7 protein-coding genes and 1 pseudogene are annotated in these 15723 nt (G+C 69.7%); 5 read left to right on the top strand and 3 right to left on the bottom strand.

Going from position 1 to position 15723, the window contains the following annotated elements:
- Positions 1–408: 408 nt before the first annotated feature.
- The 4 genes from ACFY07_RS11410 to drmB are packed head-to-tail and all read left to right on the top strand — an operon-like array spanning position 409 to position 11597.
- Entirely contained in the window at positions 409–5124 is a 4716-nt protein-coding gene (locus ACFY07_RS11410; RefSeq protein WP_390868512.1) for a DEAD/DEAH box helicase, read from the top strand.
- The gene (locus ACFY07_RS11415) at positions 5121–6638 is read left to right on the top strand and encodes an NERD domain-containing protein (protein ID WP_390868452.1); all 1518 of its coding nucleotides are present in this window, start codon (positions 5121–5123) and stop codon (positions 6636–6638) included. Before ACFY07_RS11410 ends, ACFY07_RS11415 begins: the two co-directional genes overlap by 4 nt.
- Positions 6635–9811: a helicase-related protein gene (locus ACFY07_RS11420; RefSeq protein ID WP_390868453.1), complete on the top strand. Its 3177-nt coding sequence runs from the start codon at positions 6635–6637 to the stop codon at positions 9809–9811. Before ACFY07_RS11415 ends, ACFY07_RS11420 begins: the two co-directional genes overlap by 4 nt.
- Positions 9792–11597: a DrmB family protein gene (drmB, locus tag ACFY07_RS11425; protein ID WP_390868454.1), complete on the top strand. Its 1806-nt coding sequence runs from the start codon at positions 9792–9794 to the stop codon at positions 11595–11597. Before ACFY07_RS11420 ends, drmB begins: the two co-directional genes overlap by 20 nt.
- Before the next feature lie 39 nt (positions 11598–11636).
- Here drmB and ACFY07_RS11430 read toward each other — a convergent pair whose 3' ends face one another.
- The 3 genes and pseudogenes from ACFY07_RS11430 to ACFY07_RS11440 form a co-directional block, all read right to left on the bottom strand.
- On the bottom strand, positions 11637–11861 hold the full coding sequence (locus ACFY07_RS11430; protein WP_390868455.1) for a helix-turn-helix transcriptional regulator: 225 nt from the start codon (positions 11859–11861) through the stop codon (positions 11637–11639).
- Between the two features lie 999 nt (positions 11862–12860).
- Positions 12861–13499, bottom strand: a complete 639-nt coding sequence (locus ACFY07_RS11435; RefSeq protein ID WP_390868456.1) for a DedA family protein — start codon at positions 13497–13499, stop codon at positions 12861–12863.
- Between the two features lie 561 nt (positions 13500–14060).
- Positions 14061–14420 (bottom strand): annotated as a pseudogene (locus ACFY07_RS11440) (hypothetical protein); the annotation flags it as partial.
- Positions 14421–14576: 156 nt separating this feature from the next.
- On the opposite strand from ACFY07_RS11440, the gene ACFY07_RS11445 reads away from it, so the two are divergent.
- Complete coding sequence (locus ACFY07_RS11445; RefSeq protein WP_230745318.1) at positions 14577–15251, top strand: hemerythrin domain-containing protein; 675 nt, start codon at positions 14577–14579, stop codon at positions 15249–15251.
- Positions 15252–15723: the final 472 nt, after the last annotated feature.

Genomic DNA, 15723 nt, shown 5'->3' on the forward strand with positions numbered 1-15723 from the left:
CCTGAGCGGTTCTCGCGCCCTGCCGTCTCTTGGTCGAGTCCTCTCCTCCTCAGGGGGCGTCGCGGGCCACGCCTCTCTTGTCGGGCTCCTCCCCGACCTCGCGGCTTCGACCTGCGTGTTCACGGAATCTTCGGCTATTGCGTCGTAGGCGCACGGGTCCTACGCTTGATCTTCCGAATCGGATTCGGGTCGGAGCCCGCAGTTTGTCTGGATCGCGCAAAACGTAACGATCCGTCGACAAACGGTCGATCGCATCGGCGGTCGGGCCCACAGTCCGTAGAAGATCGACGGTGCATCAGTTCAAGTCTCGTCGGTAATCTGCGATCGACGTTCGGGAGCCACGTAGGTGCAGGGCTGGCAGGGGTGTGGCGCGGTGTCGGTGACCGGGGGGATGTGGCCGTGACGACGATGGACACCAGATGGCTCCCCGACGAGGGACTCGCGAACGAGGTCGACGGTCTCTTCGAGCGTGCGATCGAGGCGTACCGCGCGAATCCGAACCTGGTCGTCGAACACGCCAACCACGAGGAGTCCATCCGCGTCGGCGGATACTCCAACCGTACCCTCCTGGAGCTCGTCCAGAACGCGGCCGACGCGATGTCGGGAGCCGACGGCGGCGGCGAGGGGGGTGGCCGCGTCGAGATCGTCCTCGACCTGGGACGTCAGGTCCTGTACTGCGCCAACGCCGGTCGACCGTTCTCGCGGAACGGCCTCACCGCCATCGCCCATGCGCACCTCAGCGGCAAGAGAGGGGACGAGATCGGGCGGTTCGGACTCGGTTTCAAGTCGGTGCTCGCTATCACCGGGACCCCCCAGGTCTTCAGCCGGTCGGTCTCGTTCGGCTTCAACTCCCCCGAGGCGAACGCCGCGATGGCATCGGTCGGATCGACCGCCAAGAGGTTCCCGGTCTTGCGCACGGCGACCCTCCTCGACGCCCGGGCCGAGTTCGAGCAGGACCCGGTCCTGGCCGAGCTCGCGGAATGGGCCGTCACGGTCGTCCGGCTGCCGTCCGCATCCAGGCTGGACAGTCTCCAGGATGAGATCCGGGGCTTCCGTTCCGAGTTCCTCCTCTTCGTCGGCGCCGTGCGCGAGATCCGGCTCCGTGTGATCGGCGGGGAGGAGGACTTCGTCACCAGCCACGTGTCGCGCGATCTGGGTGACGGTAGGTTCCGCATCGAGAACCCCGAAGGTGACCACGAGGAGTGGTACGTCGAGAACCGGATGCATGAAAGCAGTCGTGAGGCCCGAGCCGAGGTGGGAGAGGCGGTTTCGCGCGACCGGGTCAAGGTGACCGTCGCCGTGCCCACCCGCTTCGCGCAGTTGAAGACCGGCGAGTTCTGGTCGTACTTTCCCCTTCAGGACAGGACGTCCGCGTCCGCCCTCTTCAACGCCCCCTGGAGCGTGGACGAAAGTCGGACCACACTGTTGGACAAGATCTACAATCGTGAGATCCTCGCGACCCTCTCCCGGATGTTCGTCGACATCCTGCCCAGGGTTTCCTCCACCGACGATCCGGCCGCTCATCTGGACTACATGCCGGCCCGCGGGCGTGAAGTCCTCTCGTATGGCGACAGGATTCTCTGTAACCACGTTCCCGAGATCGCCTCCAAGGCGGCCCTCGTCCCCGACGCGGACGGCGTCATGCGCATGCCCTCGGATCTCCGGCCCCTCGACTTCACCGTTGCCGACGTGTCGGCGCGCGAGCACGAGAAGTGGAGCAGGTCTCCCCATACCGCCGGCGACGTCCCGCACTGGCGTTGCTATGTCACCGGCCAGCGAACCGCGCGTCTGCGTCAGCTCTGCGTCTACAGCGCGTCTCCCGACTTCGCGGACCAGCGGGCCCGAGACGAGGCCAAGGCCCTGGAGAGGATGCCGAAGCGTGGAATCCGGACCTGGCTGCGTGAATGGGCCGAGGGCGACGACCTGGAGTCCGCCGCCGAGGCTCTCCGCTTCGTCCTGGAAAACCCCAAGGTCGAGGGGATCAGGTCCGCGAAGGTCGTACCCACGACCGGTGGGATGAGGTCCCTGGAGGACCGCAACGAGGTGTTCCTCACCGGTCAGGACGACATCGACATCGAGGGCGCCGTTTTCGTCGACCCGTCCTTCCTGGCCTTTCGTGGTGTGGCGAAACTGCTCTCCGAAAGGGTCCGCCTGCGGGAGCTCGACCCGGTCGCCGTTCTCGAGGCCCGTCTCTCCAAGCTGTCGATCGACGCCGGGGACGAGGAGTTCTCGAAATTCTGGGACGCCGTCCTGGACGTGCCCACCATCGCCGCCCAGAAGGTCGTCGCCCACGACACGAGGGGCCGCGTCAAGGTGCCCACCATGGACGGTGGCTGGTCCCGACCCGGTCGTGTGCTGGACGTGGACGGCCTCGCCGATGGAGCCCCTGAGCGCAGGCTCGATCGGAAGCGATGTGCTCCGCAGGTCGCTCATGCGGCGGGCGTCGTGAGCGCTCCGGTCTCCGCCTACCCGATCGAGGATGAGGTCGACTTCGAGGACTACCGGCGTCACGTGCTGGAGGAGATCAACCGACGCCTCGGCCCCGGGGAGCGTCCCGTCGAGCGGATCGAGTTCGACAGGTACCAAGGGCCCGGTCCGTTCTCGGTGCTCCGCATGCTGGAGGAGGGCGGCGCCTCCGACGCACTCCGTCAGACGTGGACCATCGATCTGGTCGCCTCCGACAAGGAGGGGTACTGGACCTGCGAGGACATCGACACGGGGCGGACCTATCGCGTCGTCTCCCCCGTCCGGTGGGCCGTGCAGCGAGCGGGATGGTTGAACTCGACTCGAGGTCACCGGGTTCCGGCGCGTGTCGTGTCCGCATCTCTCGTCGGGTTCGAGGACCTCCTTCCCCTCTTCCGCGGACCTCGTCCCGTCGAGGACTATCTGCAACTGCCGAAGGAATTGGAGCAGGTCCCTCCGCAACTACTCCGGGAGGCGCTCGGAGCGGAGGTCTTCCCCCCGCGCGTCAGAGACGCCACGGTGACGGCCTTCGTCCTTGGCGCCGCGAGCCGGGCGTTCCCCGACGGACGTCCGACGTCGATCCCGGCGAGAGTGGGGAACGGGTTCGAGAGCAGGAGCCCGAACACCGTCTACGTGGCGACCAGCGACGAGGAGCGCAAGTTCCTGCACGACAAGCAGAAGCCCTATCTGCTCGCAGACCGGGGTCAGGCCGACCTGCTCGTCGAGGTCGTCGGGTGCCGCCGTTTCGAAGAGAGTTTCTCCTTCTCCCTGCTGATCGACGGCCGGCAGGACGGCGAGCCCGCCATCGATCTGTACACCGGGCTCCGCTCGACGTACGCGGCGGACAAGGTGGGTGACGTGATCGTCGCGAAGGCCGTGTACCTTGCGAAGCGGACGACCACCGATGACGGTGTCGAGGACCAGTCGCTCGACTGGCACCTGGACGGTAGGACGTTCCTGGTCCGTGCGGAGCTCGACGAGCGACGCGTCCTCGAGAACCTCAACGAAGCGCTGGCCCTGCGGCTGTCGAACTCCGATCTCCGCGACGTCCTTCAGAAAGGCGTCGACCAGCGTCTCGAGCAACAGCGACAGGCCGCCCGCGCGGCGGTCGACGACGCGGAGCGTCTCGCCGTCTTCTTCGGAGACGACACGCTCAAGGACAACCTGCCGAAGGGGCTCTGGGAGGCTCTGGAGGCGCAAGGCCTGGTCGACGGCTCCACGTCCGTCGCGGAACTCTTCCTCACCGTCTACCGCTACGACTCGGTCCAACACCTCAAAGGGCAGTTCGACAACGAGGGCTACACCGATGTCCCCACCACGTGGGCGGGCGGGGCGACCACGATCGCCTGGCTGCGGAAGATGGGCTTCGGCGCCGAATACGCCGGACGACGCGACCGCTCTCAGGAGAACGAGTTCGTCGTTCCCGGCACCGCCAGGTTCGATCCCCTGCATGATTTCCAGAAGCGCATCAGCCGACAGCTCCGAGACGTCCTTCTGCTGAAGGAGGCGAACGGGAACGCGCTCAAGGGCATGGTCGAACTCCCGACGGGTGCCGGGAAGACCCGGGTCGCCATCGAGACCGTGCTGCGTCTCTTCATCGACGGTTCCATGAAGGGGCCGATCCTCTGGATCGCGCAGTCGGCCGAGCTCTGCGAGCAGGCGGTGCAGACCTTCGTCAAGGTCTGGCGCGGGCTCGAGGACGAAAGTCCGCTGACGATCGGCCGGCTCTGGGACAACAACGTCGTCCACGAGCCCGACACCGAGTTCAGCGTGGTCGTCGCCACCGACGCCAAGTTGGACGTCGTGGCCGGCACCGACGCGTACGAATGGTTGAGTCGTGCTTCCGCCGTCTTCGTCGACGAGGCGCACCGCGCCGGCGGTTCGAAGCGGTACACGAAGATCCTCAGGTGGCTCGGTGTCGACGGTCGTACCTGGAAGCGACCGCTCGTGGGCCTCTCCGCCACCCCCTTCAAGGGGAGGATCGACGAGGGCGAGCCCACCAGGGAGCTCGCCGCACGCTTCGGCAACCGCAAGATCAAGGCTTTCGACGACAACGCCTACGAGGAGCTGTCCAGGATCGAGGTCCTCGCCCGGGTCCGGCACGAGGTGCTGCCCGGTGTCGACGTCGTCCTGAACGATGGAGAGATCCTGCAGGTCCAGTCCAAGCGCAGACTGGAACAGGGCGTGATGGACCGGATCGGTCAGGACCAGGCCCGCATGAGGATCCTGGTGGACCACATCATGCGGCAGAATCCCGAGTGGCCCGTCCTCGTGTTCACCCCCAGCATCCTGTCCGCCCAGGTCCTGGCCGCGACGTTGCGTTATCGCGGTGTGACGGCCGAGGCGGTCAGCGGTCAGACCGGGCAGCGGACCCGCCGCGACGTGATCGAGAGGTTCAAGCGCGGCGAGATCCGGGTCCTGGCCAACTGCGATCTGCTGGTCCAGGGCTTCGACGCCCCCGGAGTCCGCGCCCTGTACATCGCGAGGCCGACGTTCAGCCCCAGTGCGTACATCCAGATGGCCGGTCGTGGGCTTCGCGGTCCCAAGAACGGCGGCAAGGAGGAGTGCCTCATCGTCGACGTCGCCGACAACTTCGGTGCGGTCAACGACTTCCTGGGATACCGCGCCTACGAAGACCTCTGGCTGGAGCAGGAAGCATGATCCTCATCCCTGACCTCACCACCATCGAGAAGACGACCACCAGCGACGCCGAACGGCGGGTGGCGCGTCTGCTCCATGCGATCGACGGGCCCCGTGACGCCGTGGCCTTCCACTCCGTCAAGCTGCGAAGCCACAAGGTCAAACAGCAGGGGGAGGTGGACTTCGTCGTCCTGTGGGACGGCGTCGTGATCCTCCTCGAGGTCAAGGGTGGAGGAGTCAGGAAGTACGACGGCGTCTGGTACAGCATCGACCGCCGCGGCGACTGGAAGAAGCTGAGAGAGTCTCCGATGGACCAGGCACAGTCCGCGATGTTCGCGCTGCGGGACATTCTCCAGGAGGAGGGCGTCGGCTGGTACGCGACCGAGGCCGTCGCCGTCACGCCCGACATCGAGGCCCCGCCGCCCGCCGTCGAGTGGAAGGGCAGCCATTGGTGGGCTCGGGAACGGATGACCGCCGAGGCGATGACGGAGGCCTTCGAGAAGGTCGCCGGCGAGGCCCGGACGGCCCCCTTCGGGGTCAGGGTCGCGCGCTCCGAGAACCTCCGTGCCCGCCTGTTCGGCGAGTTCACACGGATGCCGGTCATCGACGCCCAGCGCGGTGCCGTCATTGAGGAGCAGAACCGCGCCACCGACGGTCAGGCCAGGGTGCTCGCCGCGCTCTCGCGCAACCCGCGGATGCTCGTCTTCGGCGGCGCCGGCACGGGGAAGTCCCTGGTACTCGTGGAGGGTGCGAAGCAGGAGGCCGGAGAGGGACGGTCGGTCCTCATCACCTTCCGCTCGCCCTCGCTGGTCGACTTCTTCACCAGGCGGATCGAGGGGAGGGACATCGACCTCCTCCCGTTCGCCGAGCTGTCGGGCGGCGAGCAGTACGACGTGGTCTTCGTCGACGAGGCCCAGGACCTCATGAACGCCGAGGGCATGGACGCGTTGGACGCCGTGATCCGCGGAGGGCGCGCACGCGGCAGGTGGAGGATGTTCCTCGATCCCAACAACCAGGCCCACGTGGACGGCGAGTTCGACCCGGATGTCTGCGAGCTGGTTCGGGAGGAGGCGCTCGAGTACGACCTCGACCGGAATGTCCGCAACACCAGGGCGATCGTCCACGTCGTCCAGGAGTACCTCGGCGCCGACGTTGGCGATCCCGGCATCGTCCACGGCGACCGGGTCGAGTGGCGGTGGCCCGACGGGAAGGCGGACGTAAAGGCCGCCGAGGCGGTGGCGCGGGACCTCGTTGCCGACGGCGCCCGCCGCGGCGACGTCTGGATCATCGACGTCTCCTCGGACGCCGGCCCGCGGACGGGCGATGCGGGGTTTCTCGTGACGAGCCCGCGCTTCGCCAAGGGCCTCGAGGCCGAGCACGTCGTCGTCTGCGGTCTCCCCGAGGAGTACGACGGCCGCGGGCTGGCCGCCTTCTACGTGGCCGTCACGAGGGCACGGGTGACTCTTCACGTGGTCGCGTCCAGGCAGGACAAGAGACGACTCCAGGACCTCCTCCGGAAGCAGGCCGGCGCATGAACCTCACGACGGCACAGAGGAGGACGCTGGAACACCTCCGCACCTCCTACACGGGGCCGGAGGCCGAGGACGAAGTCACGACCAACCTGCCGCACCGGCAGTACGCCGTCGGCATGCTGTTCCCGGCCGCGGCCACCGGTCCCGCCTCCGGCGGGGACGGGGAGCCCGGGGGCGAGGTTGACCCCGACGTCCCGCAGAAGGACGTCGAGGAGGACGGCGCCGGCGTCCCCCTGGCCGAGGACTGGCAGCCCTCGTCGGTGGCGATCTCCTTCGTCACCGACGGCGACTCCGTCGTGGTCGGTCTGTCCTGCGGCACCTACGCGCCCGTGGCGGACGACGGGCCTCCCCGTTGGCGCCGCACCCCCTTCGTCGAGGAGGGCCTGGCACTCCGGCGGGGGCAGGGCCCCGTCGCCCTAGTGATCAGCGGCGTACCCGTCGAGATCGGGTCCCGCTGGCGTGATTTCAAGGGCGATTCGCTGGTCACGGTGCACGTCCGGGTCCTCGGCGAGTCCACGGGGGACGACCGCCTCGACATCCCGCTGATGCTGTTCCAGGTCGGGTTGTCCGTCGCGCCCTGCGCGGACGCGGAGATCCTGGAGTACGACACCACGCGATCCTTCGACACCGACCCGGAGACCGCGGAGTTGCGTCTGCGGTACCGCAACAGGAGGGTCTACGCGGTCGGACACGGTATGGCCGCGGACTGGGAGCTCGTCGGCGGCCGTTGTGTGAGGGTCTTCCTGGACCCGGTGCCGGCCTTCGTCGTGCCGGCCGTCGAGACCACCGGGTTCGAGAAGGGGACTGCCGAGGCGGAGGCGCTGAGTTTGTCACACCTCCAGCGGATCGACGAGGATCCCGAGGCGGTGCTCCGGTCGTTGGACGCCTTCGTCGACGCCTTCGCCGACTGGGTCTCCGTGCAGACCGAACGCGCCGAGACCTTCGGCGACGACAGGGTCGTCGCGACGCGGATCGTCGCGCGTTCCCGGGAGGCCGCTGACAGGATGCGTGAAGGGGTGGCCCTCCTCCGCACGCCCGGCCGGAACGACCTACGGACCGCTTTCGCACTCGGCATGGCGGCGATGCGACTCCAGCTGCGCCAGTCGTCGATCAACCACCGTGGAAACGACGAGGGGGTGTCCGAGCCCGAGTGGCGTCCCTTCCAGCTCGGTTTCCTGCTCGTCTCCCTGGCGTCCACCGTCGATCCGGCGCACCGGCACCGGGACACCGTCGATCTGATCTGGTTCCCGACGGGTGGCGGCAAGACCGAGGCGTACCTCGGTCTCGCGGCCGTCGAGATCTTCCGCCGCCGCATCGCCCACGGATTGGAGGGCGGGGGGACCGCGGTGATCACCCGGTACACCCTGCGCCTCCTCACCTCGCAGCAGTTCCAGCGCGCCGCCTCGCTGATCTGCGCGATGGAGCTGATGCGGGCCACCGACGAGCGCGTGAAGGGCATGGCGCCCTTCTCCATCGGTCTCTGGGTCGGCAACGAGGTCACCCCCGGGACTCGCGGAGAGGCCAAGAAGGCACTCGAGCGCCTGATGAAGGCGGCGCGTCCCGAGGAGGCGAACCAGTTCCAAGTCGAGAGCTGTCCGTGGTGCCTCACCCCGTCGATCCCGCGGCTCAAGAGCAACAGGCCGCGGGACTACGGCATGCGGATGGTCGGGAACGACGTCGTGATCCACTGCGTGGACGAGGCCTGCGCGTTCGCGGGCGGACTCCCGTTGGCGGTCGTCGACGAGGTCCTCTACGACGAACCGCCCACCATCCTGCTGGCCACCGTGGACAAGTTCGCACGTCTGCAGTTCAAGCCTCGAGCTGGCCGGCTGCTCGGGATCGAGACGTCCTACAGGCAGCCGTCCATGATCATCCAGGACGAGCTCCACCTGCTCTCCGGGCCGCTCGGGACCACCGTGGCGGTCTTCGACGCGGTGATCCAGATGCTCTCGGGTCGATTCGGGGAGACCCCCAAGATCGTTGCGTCGACGGCCACCATCCGCGCCTCCGACGAACAGGTTCAAGGGCTGTACGGGCGTGACGTCGCCCTGTACCCGCCCTCGGGTCTTGACGACGACCGTACCTTCTTCTCGCGCCCCGTGGAGAGCGGTGAGGGCCGCCTCTACGTGGGCCTCATGCCCCAGTCCGTCTCCCAGCCCTCGGCCGTCATCTCGGCGGTCACCCCGATGGTGGAGACGCCGGAGGTGCTCACCGCCTCCGTCCCCTCCGCCGCGTCCCGCGACGCCTACTGGACATTGGTCGTCTACCACAACAGCCTGCGCGAACTCGGCCGCACCGGGACGCTGGTCGTCGACGACGTCAACGGTCGCCTAGAACCACGCGCCGATCGCCTCGGCCTTCCGCTGCGTCCGGTCAGGGCTGGCAAAGTCCTGGAACTGACGAGCCGGCGCGAGGCCGAGGAACTGCCGAACGATCTCCGCGCCCTCAGGATCGGGATTGACCAGTCGCCGGACGCCGTCGACGTCGTGCTCTCCTCCAACATGCTCTCGGTCGGCATCGACATCCCGAGGCTCGCCCTGATGCTCATGGTGGGGCAGCCCAAGACCACCGCCGAGTACATCCAGGCGACCAGCCGAGTCGGCCGCGGCGACACCAAGGGCGTCGTCGTCACGCTCTTCAGGTCGAGCAGGGCCCGCGACCGGTCGCACTTCGAGACCTTCCGCGGCTACCACGAGGCGCTCTACCGCAGTGTGGAGCCCACCAGTGTGACGCCGTGGTCGTTGGCCTCACGCGACCGGTCCCTCGCCGGGGCGCTCGTCGCCCTCGCCAGGCACTCGTTCCGTCCGCTCGCGGAGAACGACGCGGCGGGTCGGTTCGACCTCGGGGACGAGAGGATCGCCGACGCCGTCGAGCGACTGGTCGAACGGTTCCTCGACCGCGTGACGCGCGCCGACCGGGGCGAGGCCGAGGAGACGGCCGACGCCGTATGGAGTCTCCTACGCGACTGGGACCGTCGGGCGGTGCAGGCGCGTGAGTCCGGCGAGCCGTTCTACTACGAGCGCGCAAAGAAGGAGCAGGCGGCTCTGTTGAAGAGATTCGGTCAGCCGGGGGAAGGGTGGTCCGTCGGGGACTCGATGAGGTCCGTCGAGCCCAACGTGACCGTCGAGGTCCAGGAGCCCCACGAGGAGGTGGACCGTGGAGAGGATCAGGCATGAGCTCCGGCTCTCCGAGACGATCTCACCCTTCGGCGTCGGTGCGATCGTCGACGTCCGCGGGGAGTCCCTCATGGCGCCGGACACCTCCTGGTGGGACAGGAGGACCGCGCACGAGATCAGCTGCGACCGTCTGATGGCCCGCCTCGGTGCTGGCGTGCTGCGTCAGCCGCCCGCACACGCCGGGCGCAGCGCCAAGGACACTCCCGCACTGCCCTACTGGCGCTTCCCCGCCTGGAGGTTCTGTGAGCGTTGCGACAGGCTCTCGAAGCTGACCGGGAAGAGCAAGGGGAAGTGGACCAACACCTGTGAATGCGGTGGTTTGCTGGTTCCCATGCGATACGTCGCCGTCTGCGAGAAGGGCAGTCACATCCAGGACGTCAACTGGTTCAAGTGGACTCACCGCGGGAGGCAGGCGTCTCTGAACGAGGCGGTACGCCACTGTCGCGACTACAAGTCGCTCAGGTTCAGGAAGACGGCGAAGCGCGGTGAAGGTCTCGCCTCGCTCGTGGTCACCTGTCATGGCTGCGGGAACTCGCGCAGCCTCGCCGAACTCGTCTCCAAGGGAGTCCTTCAACGGGACGGCCTCCGCTGCGCCGGACGGCAGCCCTGGGAGCCCGAGGGCGCGGTCAAGGAGCCCTGCGAGCACCCCCTGTCCGCCGTGCAGCGCGGCGCCACGGGCAACTACATCACCGAGAGGATCTCGGCCCTCGACATCCCGGAGGAACGCCCCCGGTCCGTCGAGGCGGTGGACGCGATCCGCGGCCACGTCTACTTCGAGAAGATCGTCACGGACAACGGCGGTCCCCAGGCACAGCTGGTGGCCGGGTGGATCGCCGATGAACTCGGCGTCACGCCGGAGACCGTCCTGGCCGTCGCGGGGGGAGCGGAGGTCCGCGCGGACGAGATGCTGCTCGACCTCAAGGACGGCGAGTGGGCCGCCTTCCTGAAGAAGCTCGACGCCGGGCGTGACCGTGAGGGGGGCGATTTCGTCGTCGACGGGCGGAGCCTCGACGGCTTCAAGGGGCCGCGAGCCCTACTCGACGTGATCGCCGGCATCGGGCAGGTCAGACGGGTCCGCGAGGTCCGGGCCCTCCGCGGATTCCGCCGCCACAAGGCCGAAGCCGCTATGATCAACGCGGATCTCGGTCCGGACCAGTGGCGCCGCCCCACCTACCCCGCGGTCGAGTTGTTCGGCGAGGGCGTCTTCCTGCGCTTCGACGAGGGGCGCGTCGCCGAATGGGAGGCGCGGCCGGACGTCCAGGCGCGCGCCGCCATCCTCAAGAAGCGTCGCGGCGACTCCCCCTGGGCGGGCCGCCTCGACGTGCCGGAACCCAGGTACATCGCGCTCCACACGTTGGCGCACCTGCTCGTCCGCCGGCTGGCCTTCGGGAGCGGCTACGCGTCCGCCGCGTTGCAGGAACGGATCTACGCCAACCCGGACCGCGAGGACAGGACCGCGGGCATCCTGATCTACACTGCGGCGGGGGACGCCCAGGGCACCCTCGGGGGACTGGTCAGGCTCGGTGAACCCGACAAGCTGATCCCGCTCCTGGTGGCCGCCCTCGACGACGCCGACTTCTGCTCCAACGACCCCGTCTGCATCGAGAGCGACCGACAGGGGGCCTCCCACCTGAACCTCTCGGCCTGCCACGGCTGCGCGCTGGTGAGTGAGACCTCGTGCGAGACCGGTAATCGGCTGCTGGACCGGCAACTGCTCCTGGGCGGAAGCGAGGTCAAGGGGCTGTTGGAGGGCGTCCTGGCGGAGGTGCGGCGTCCGGGACGATGAATCGACCCGGGCAGAACGGCATGGCCACGCCGGTACCGTTCACCGGCGTGGCCGCCGGTCGGCCGACTGACTTTCCAGCCAGGCGTCGACGTCCTGCCAGCGGTAGCGGAGGTGGCGGCCGATCTTGAGGGCGGTGGGGCCCTGGCGGCGGTAGCTCCATGCGTACAGGGTGGCTATCGGTACGCCCAGGTGGGCGGCCAGCTCTTCCGGGGTGGCGAGCGGGCGGCGTGTGGTGGCGGGGGAGGCGGCAGGGGCGGAACGCAAAGGGGCGACCTCCAAGTCGGGTAGGCGCGGAGCGATGACCGTACCCAGCGTTGTTGGCAGCGCCAAAGAGGACCTTCCCGGTTGCGCGGCTCCGTCCGGTGGGACGTACCGGACGGAGCCGCGACCGGTCACTCCGAGTCGCCGCAGCCGCGGCCGCACCGGGGCTGCGGCGGCCGTACCTGCCGGCCCTCGGTGGCCCACATCTGCCCCACGCGAGAGTGCGAAACGATGCGCAGAAGCGGCGGATGCCGCGCACGTCCCTCTCGCCGAGACAGCGGCCCTGACCTGCAAAGACGCAGGTCAGGACCGCTCTTCCCGTCAGCGGGCCAGTGAACCCGGCGTACAGGCCGACTCGTCCGCCGCCACCTGCGACTTTGCCCTGGGAAGGGCCTCCGGCCTGCGTCGGAGGCCCTTTCCGGGTTTTCAGGTGCTGCGCGGTTGTGCACGGAAAGTCCCTGGGAAGTCCCCGGGACGGGGTGCTGACGCCGTGCTCTCCGAGCGGGTTCGGCACGCCGGTCGCGCTGGGCCTGGGCACCCTCGCCAGGACGGAGAGCGATGCCACGGAGCGTCCCGAACGCGCGAGGGGGCGGAGCGGCCGGGGGACGACCGCCTGGAGGCAGGCGCTGAGGAGGCCGCGGGGAGCGGCATCGAGCGGCGGCGTGCCTGCCGGACCGCGTCGACGGGCAGGCGCCCGTCCTGGACGAGGGCTTCCAGCAGTAGCAGGTCGCCGAAGGCGGGGACTCCTTCGCTGCGGGCGACGGCGCGCAGGGCGGCACCGTCCGCTGCCAGGCTGATCCCGCGCTCGCGTGCACGGCGGATCGGCGCGCTCCGGACGCGGTGTCGGGGGTCGCCGCGGTCAGCGCGAGGGTCAGGCGGGATGGCCCGGCCCCCGAGGTCACCTCCGGCTCCGCCCGTTGACGCGCCGGGGCCGATGAGCCGGCCGAGGAAGGAAGTGCCTCGCCTGCTCGCCCGTGCCGCGCGGCCCGGAAGCCGGGGACATCACGATTCCTTTCGCGCCCGCCTGCGTGCGCGCCACCAGGTGCGCAGCACAAGGCAGACGATCGCCAGCAGGGCAGCGGCAAGCAGGACGAGCTGGTATCGGAGCGCCTGGCGGTAGAGCGGGCCGATGTCCGTGCCGGCGGTGTAGCCGAGCGCCGTCCACGCCGCGACCCATGCTGCGGCGCCGACGGCGTTCCACAGCGTGAATCGGCGGTGCGGCATCTCGTTCGAACCGGCCAGGAGGCCGTTGGTCTGGCGCAGCACGTCGATGAACCGCGCGACCACGACGACCTTGGCTCCGCCGCGCCGGTAGAAGTCCTCGGCCTTGGCGTAACGCTCGTGGGTGAGCCGCACACAGCGTCCGAACCGGGTGATCAACCGCGTTCCCTCGCGCCTGCCGAGCACGTACGCGATTTCGGCCCCGGCGATCGCTGCGATGCACCCGACGGCGGTCACCGCGAAGATGTTCATGCGACCGGTTCCGGCGTAGACCGCCGCGACGATCAGCAGCGTCTGCCCCGGAACCGGCACCAGCATGTTGTCGAGCGCGACCAGCAGCGCGAGCGCCGCGTAGCCGTAGTGGTCCAGCAGCGGCTGCAGCCCGGCCAGTGGACCGGGCAGTCCGCCGGTGTCAACCACGCCACTCACCCGGCCGCGCAGGCAGCACGTGCCGGGCGCGTCGGTGTGCTGCCGGCATGTCGGCCTCCAGCCGTCGGCCGGATGGGCGGCGTTCCCGTCCGGGCGGTCCTTGTCGTGCGCTCCGACCCGCTCCGTTGGTCCCCGCACATCCCAGGGTGCGCGCCCGACGGCGAGGGAGGCGAGCCGATGGCCGTGTCGCGCGTCAGGCTTTGCGGCCGGACCGGTTTCCTGCGGGTCCGGCCGTCGGCGAAGGAGTCCGGTCGATCACGGTGAGGCCGCCGGCGGTGCCGCCGGAGGAGAAGGCCCGGCTCGTGCTGTCGGTCCCGGCCGGCGAGATGGCCGTCGCGGAGGCCGCCCGCCGGGCGAGGGTCTCCGAGCGGTCCGCGGGCAACGGGAAGCGCCGGTTCCCGGAGTCCGGCCGGGCCGGGCTGACGGCCGGGAGATCCGGTCCCGGCAGCTGCGAACAGCAGCTGGAGGCCCAGGTCGCCGACCCGGCACAGCCGCTGGGCGAGGCCGCCGTCGGGCTGCGGGTGCGGAAAAGGAGTGCGAGCGCACCTGCGCCTACGCGGGCAGCGCAGGGAACACGACCGTCGAGCCGTCCTTGTCGCGGGCGATCTCCATCGCCGCGTCCGCCGTGCGGCTGCTGGCCGTGACGCCGTCGCCCGGCTGGTGAAGCCGGTGTGCCGCACTCATGGGGCGATCGACTCCACCGGCTGTGAAGACGGGTGGCAGACCGTTCGGGCCTGGGATCCCCAGTGCCGACAGGCGTACCAGGGCACCGGCGATGCCCGACTCCAGTGCGTCGGGGCGCTGCTGATCCCGCTTGAGCGCGCGGGTGACGTTCTCGAACGGATTGCCGGGATCGCTCCGGGTGTGCTCGACGGCCTGGAGGACGACCACCCGCCGCCTCGGCGCGACAGCCGGCGCGTGCGCGCCTCCGGGGGCGGCCTCACGGGCGTCTGCCGACCCGGTGCGGCGGGGTGGGCGGCATTTCCGGGTGGTCACGCAGGAATCCCCTCTCATCACGATAAGTATCCATATTGACAATAGTTGTTTCTGATGAATATTGTCCCCTTCATGAAGGCACACACTTCTCCCGAGCCCATGTCGGTCCTCGAGACCCGGCTCGCCCACGGCGTCCACCGCGCAGCGACCACCCTGCTGGCAGAGGCTGCCGCTGACCCCTCGGTGCCGCTGAACGCCCTCGCGCAGCTGCGCGACTTCCTCGTGGCGAACCTGCACCACCACCACGAGACCGAGGACCACGACCTGTGGCCGCAGATCATCGCTGCCGTGCCCGCCGTGGCGGACTCGATGAACGAGCTCACCGGTGAGCACGAGCAGCTGGACGGAGCCCTCGACCGCCTCTCCGCCGTCGCGCTGGACGGCGGGACCGCCGACGGCGCCGCGACGGCCGGCTCCGCCGCAGAGGTCCGGGCCGAGCTGGAGGACGCGGCCGCCGTGGTGCGCGACATCATCCACAGCCACCTGTCCCACGAGGAGCCGATCCTCCTCCCCGCCCTGCGTGAGCACATCAGCCCCGCGCAGTGGAACGACTTCTCCCAGAAGGTCATCGCCACCAGCCCGACGGTGGCCGGGCACCTCATGGTCGGGTTCCTCGACCAGGTGGGCACGCCCGAGGAGGTCGGGCTGATGCTCTCGGCGCTTCCGGCCCCGGTCCAGGAGCTCATGCCCATGATGCGCCAGCAGGCCGCGCAGGACCTGCTGGTCCTCCGCGGGGACCGCGCCTGACCTTCCTCGCCGGCCGGGCGGCCCCGTACGGCGGATGCGCCGACCGCGGAGGCCTCCGCCACGGCGGCCGCCAGCGGCCGACCGGTTGACCGTTCCGCGGCCGCCGGCGGCCGCCCGGGAGCCGTACCGGCTGCGAGGCCGAACCGGTGGGCCTCGCAGCCCCGCGCGGTCCTCCGGGGGCCGGAGTGCGGAACCCGGATGCGCCACCCGCCCGGCCCTCGCCCGGGCAGGGCGTCGTCCCGCGGATCCTGTGCACCGGCCGACGGCTCAGCGGCGGTCGGCCCGCGTCCGTCGTCCCGGCGCTCGTCCGGACCGGTGCGGCCCGTCGCCGTGACGGCGGACGCGGGCCGCACCGGGTTCGGACCCCTCCCGCTGCCACCCGCATCCGACGGCGGGCCCGGGGCCGCCCGGCGGCACGCCCGGCCGGGCGTCCTGCCACCTGCGGCGGGGCGCCCCGCACCCGTGCGTCCCC

The organism is Streptomyces sp. NPDC001380 (genome assembly GCF_042895785.1).
In the GTDB taxonomy this organism is placed as follows: Bacteria; Actinomycetota; Actinomycetes; order Streptomycetales; family Streptomycetaceae; genus Peterkaempfera.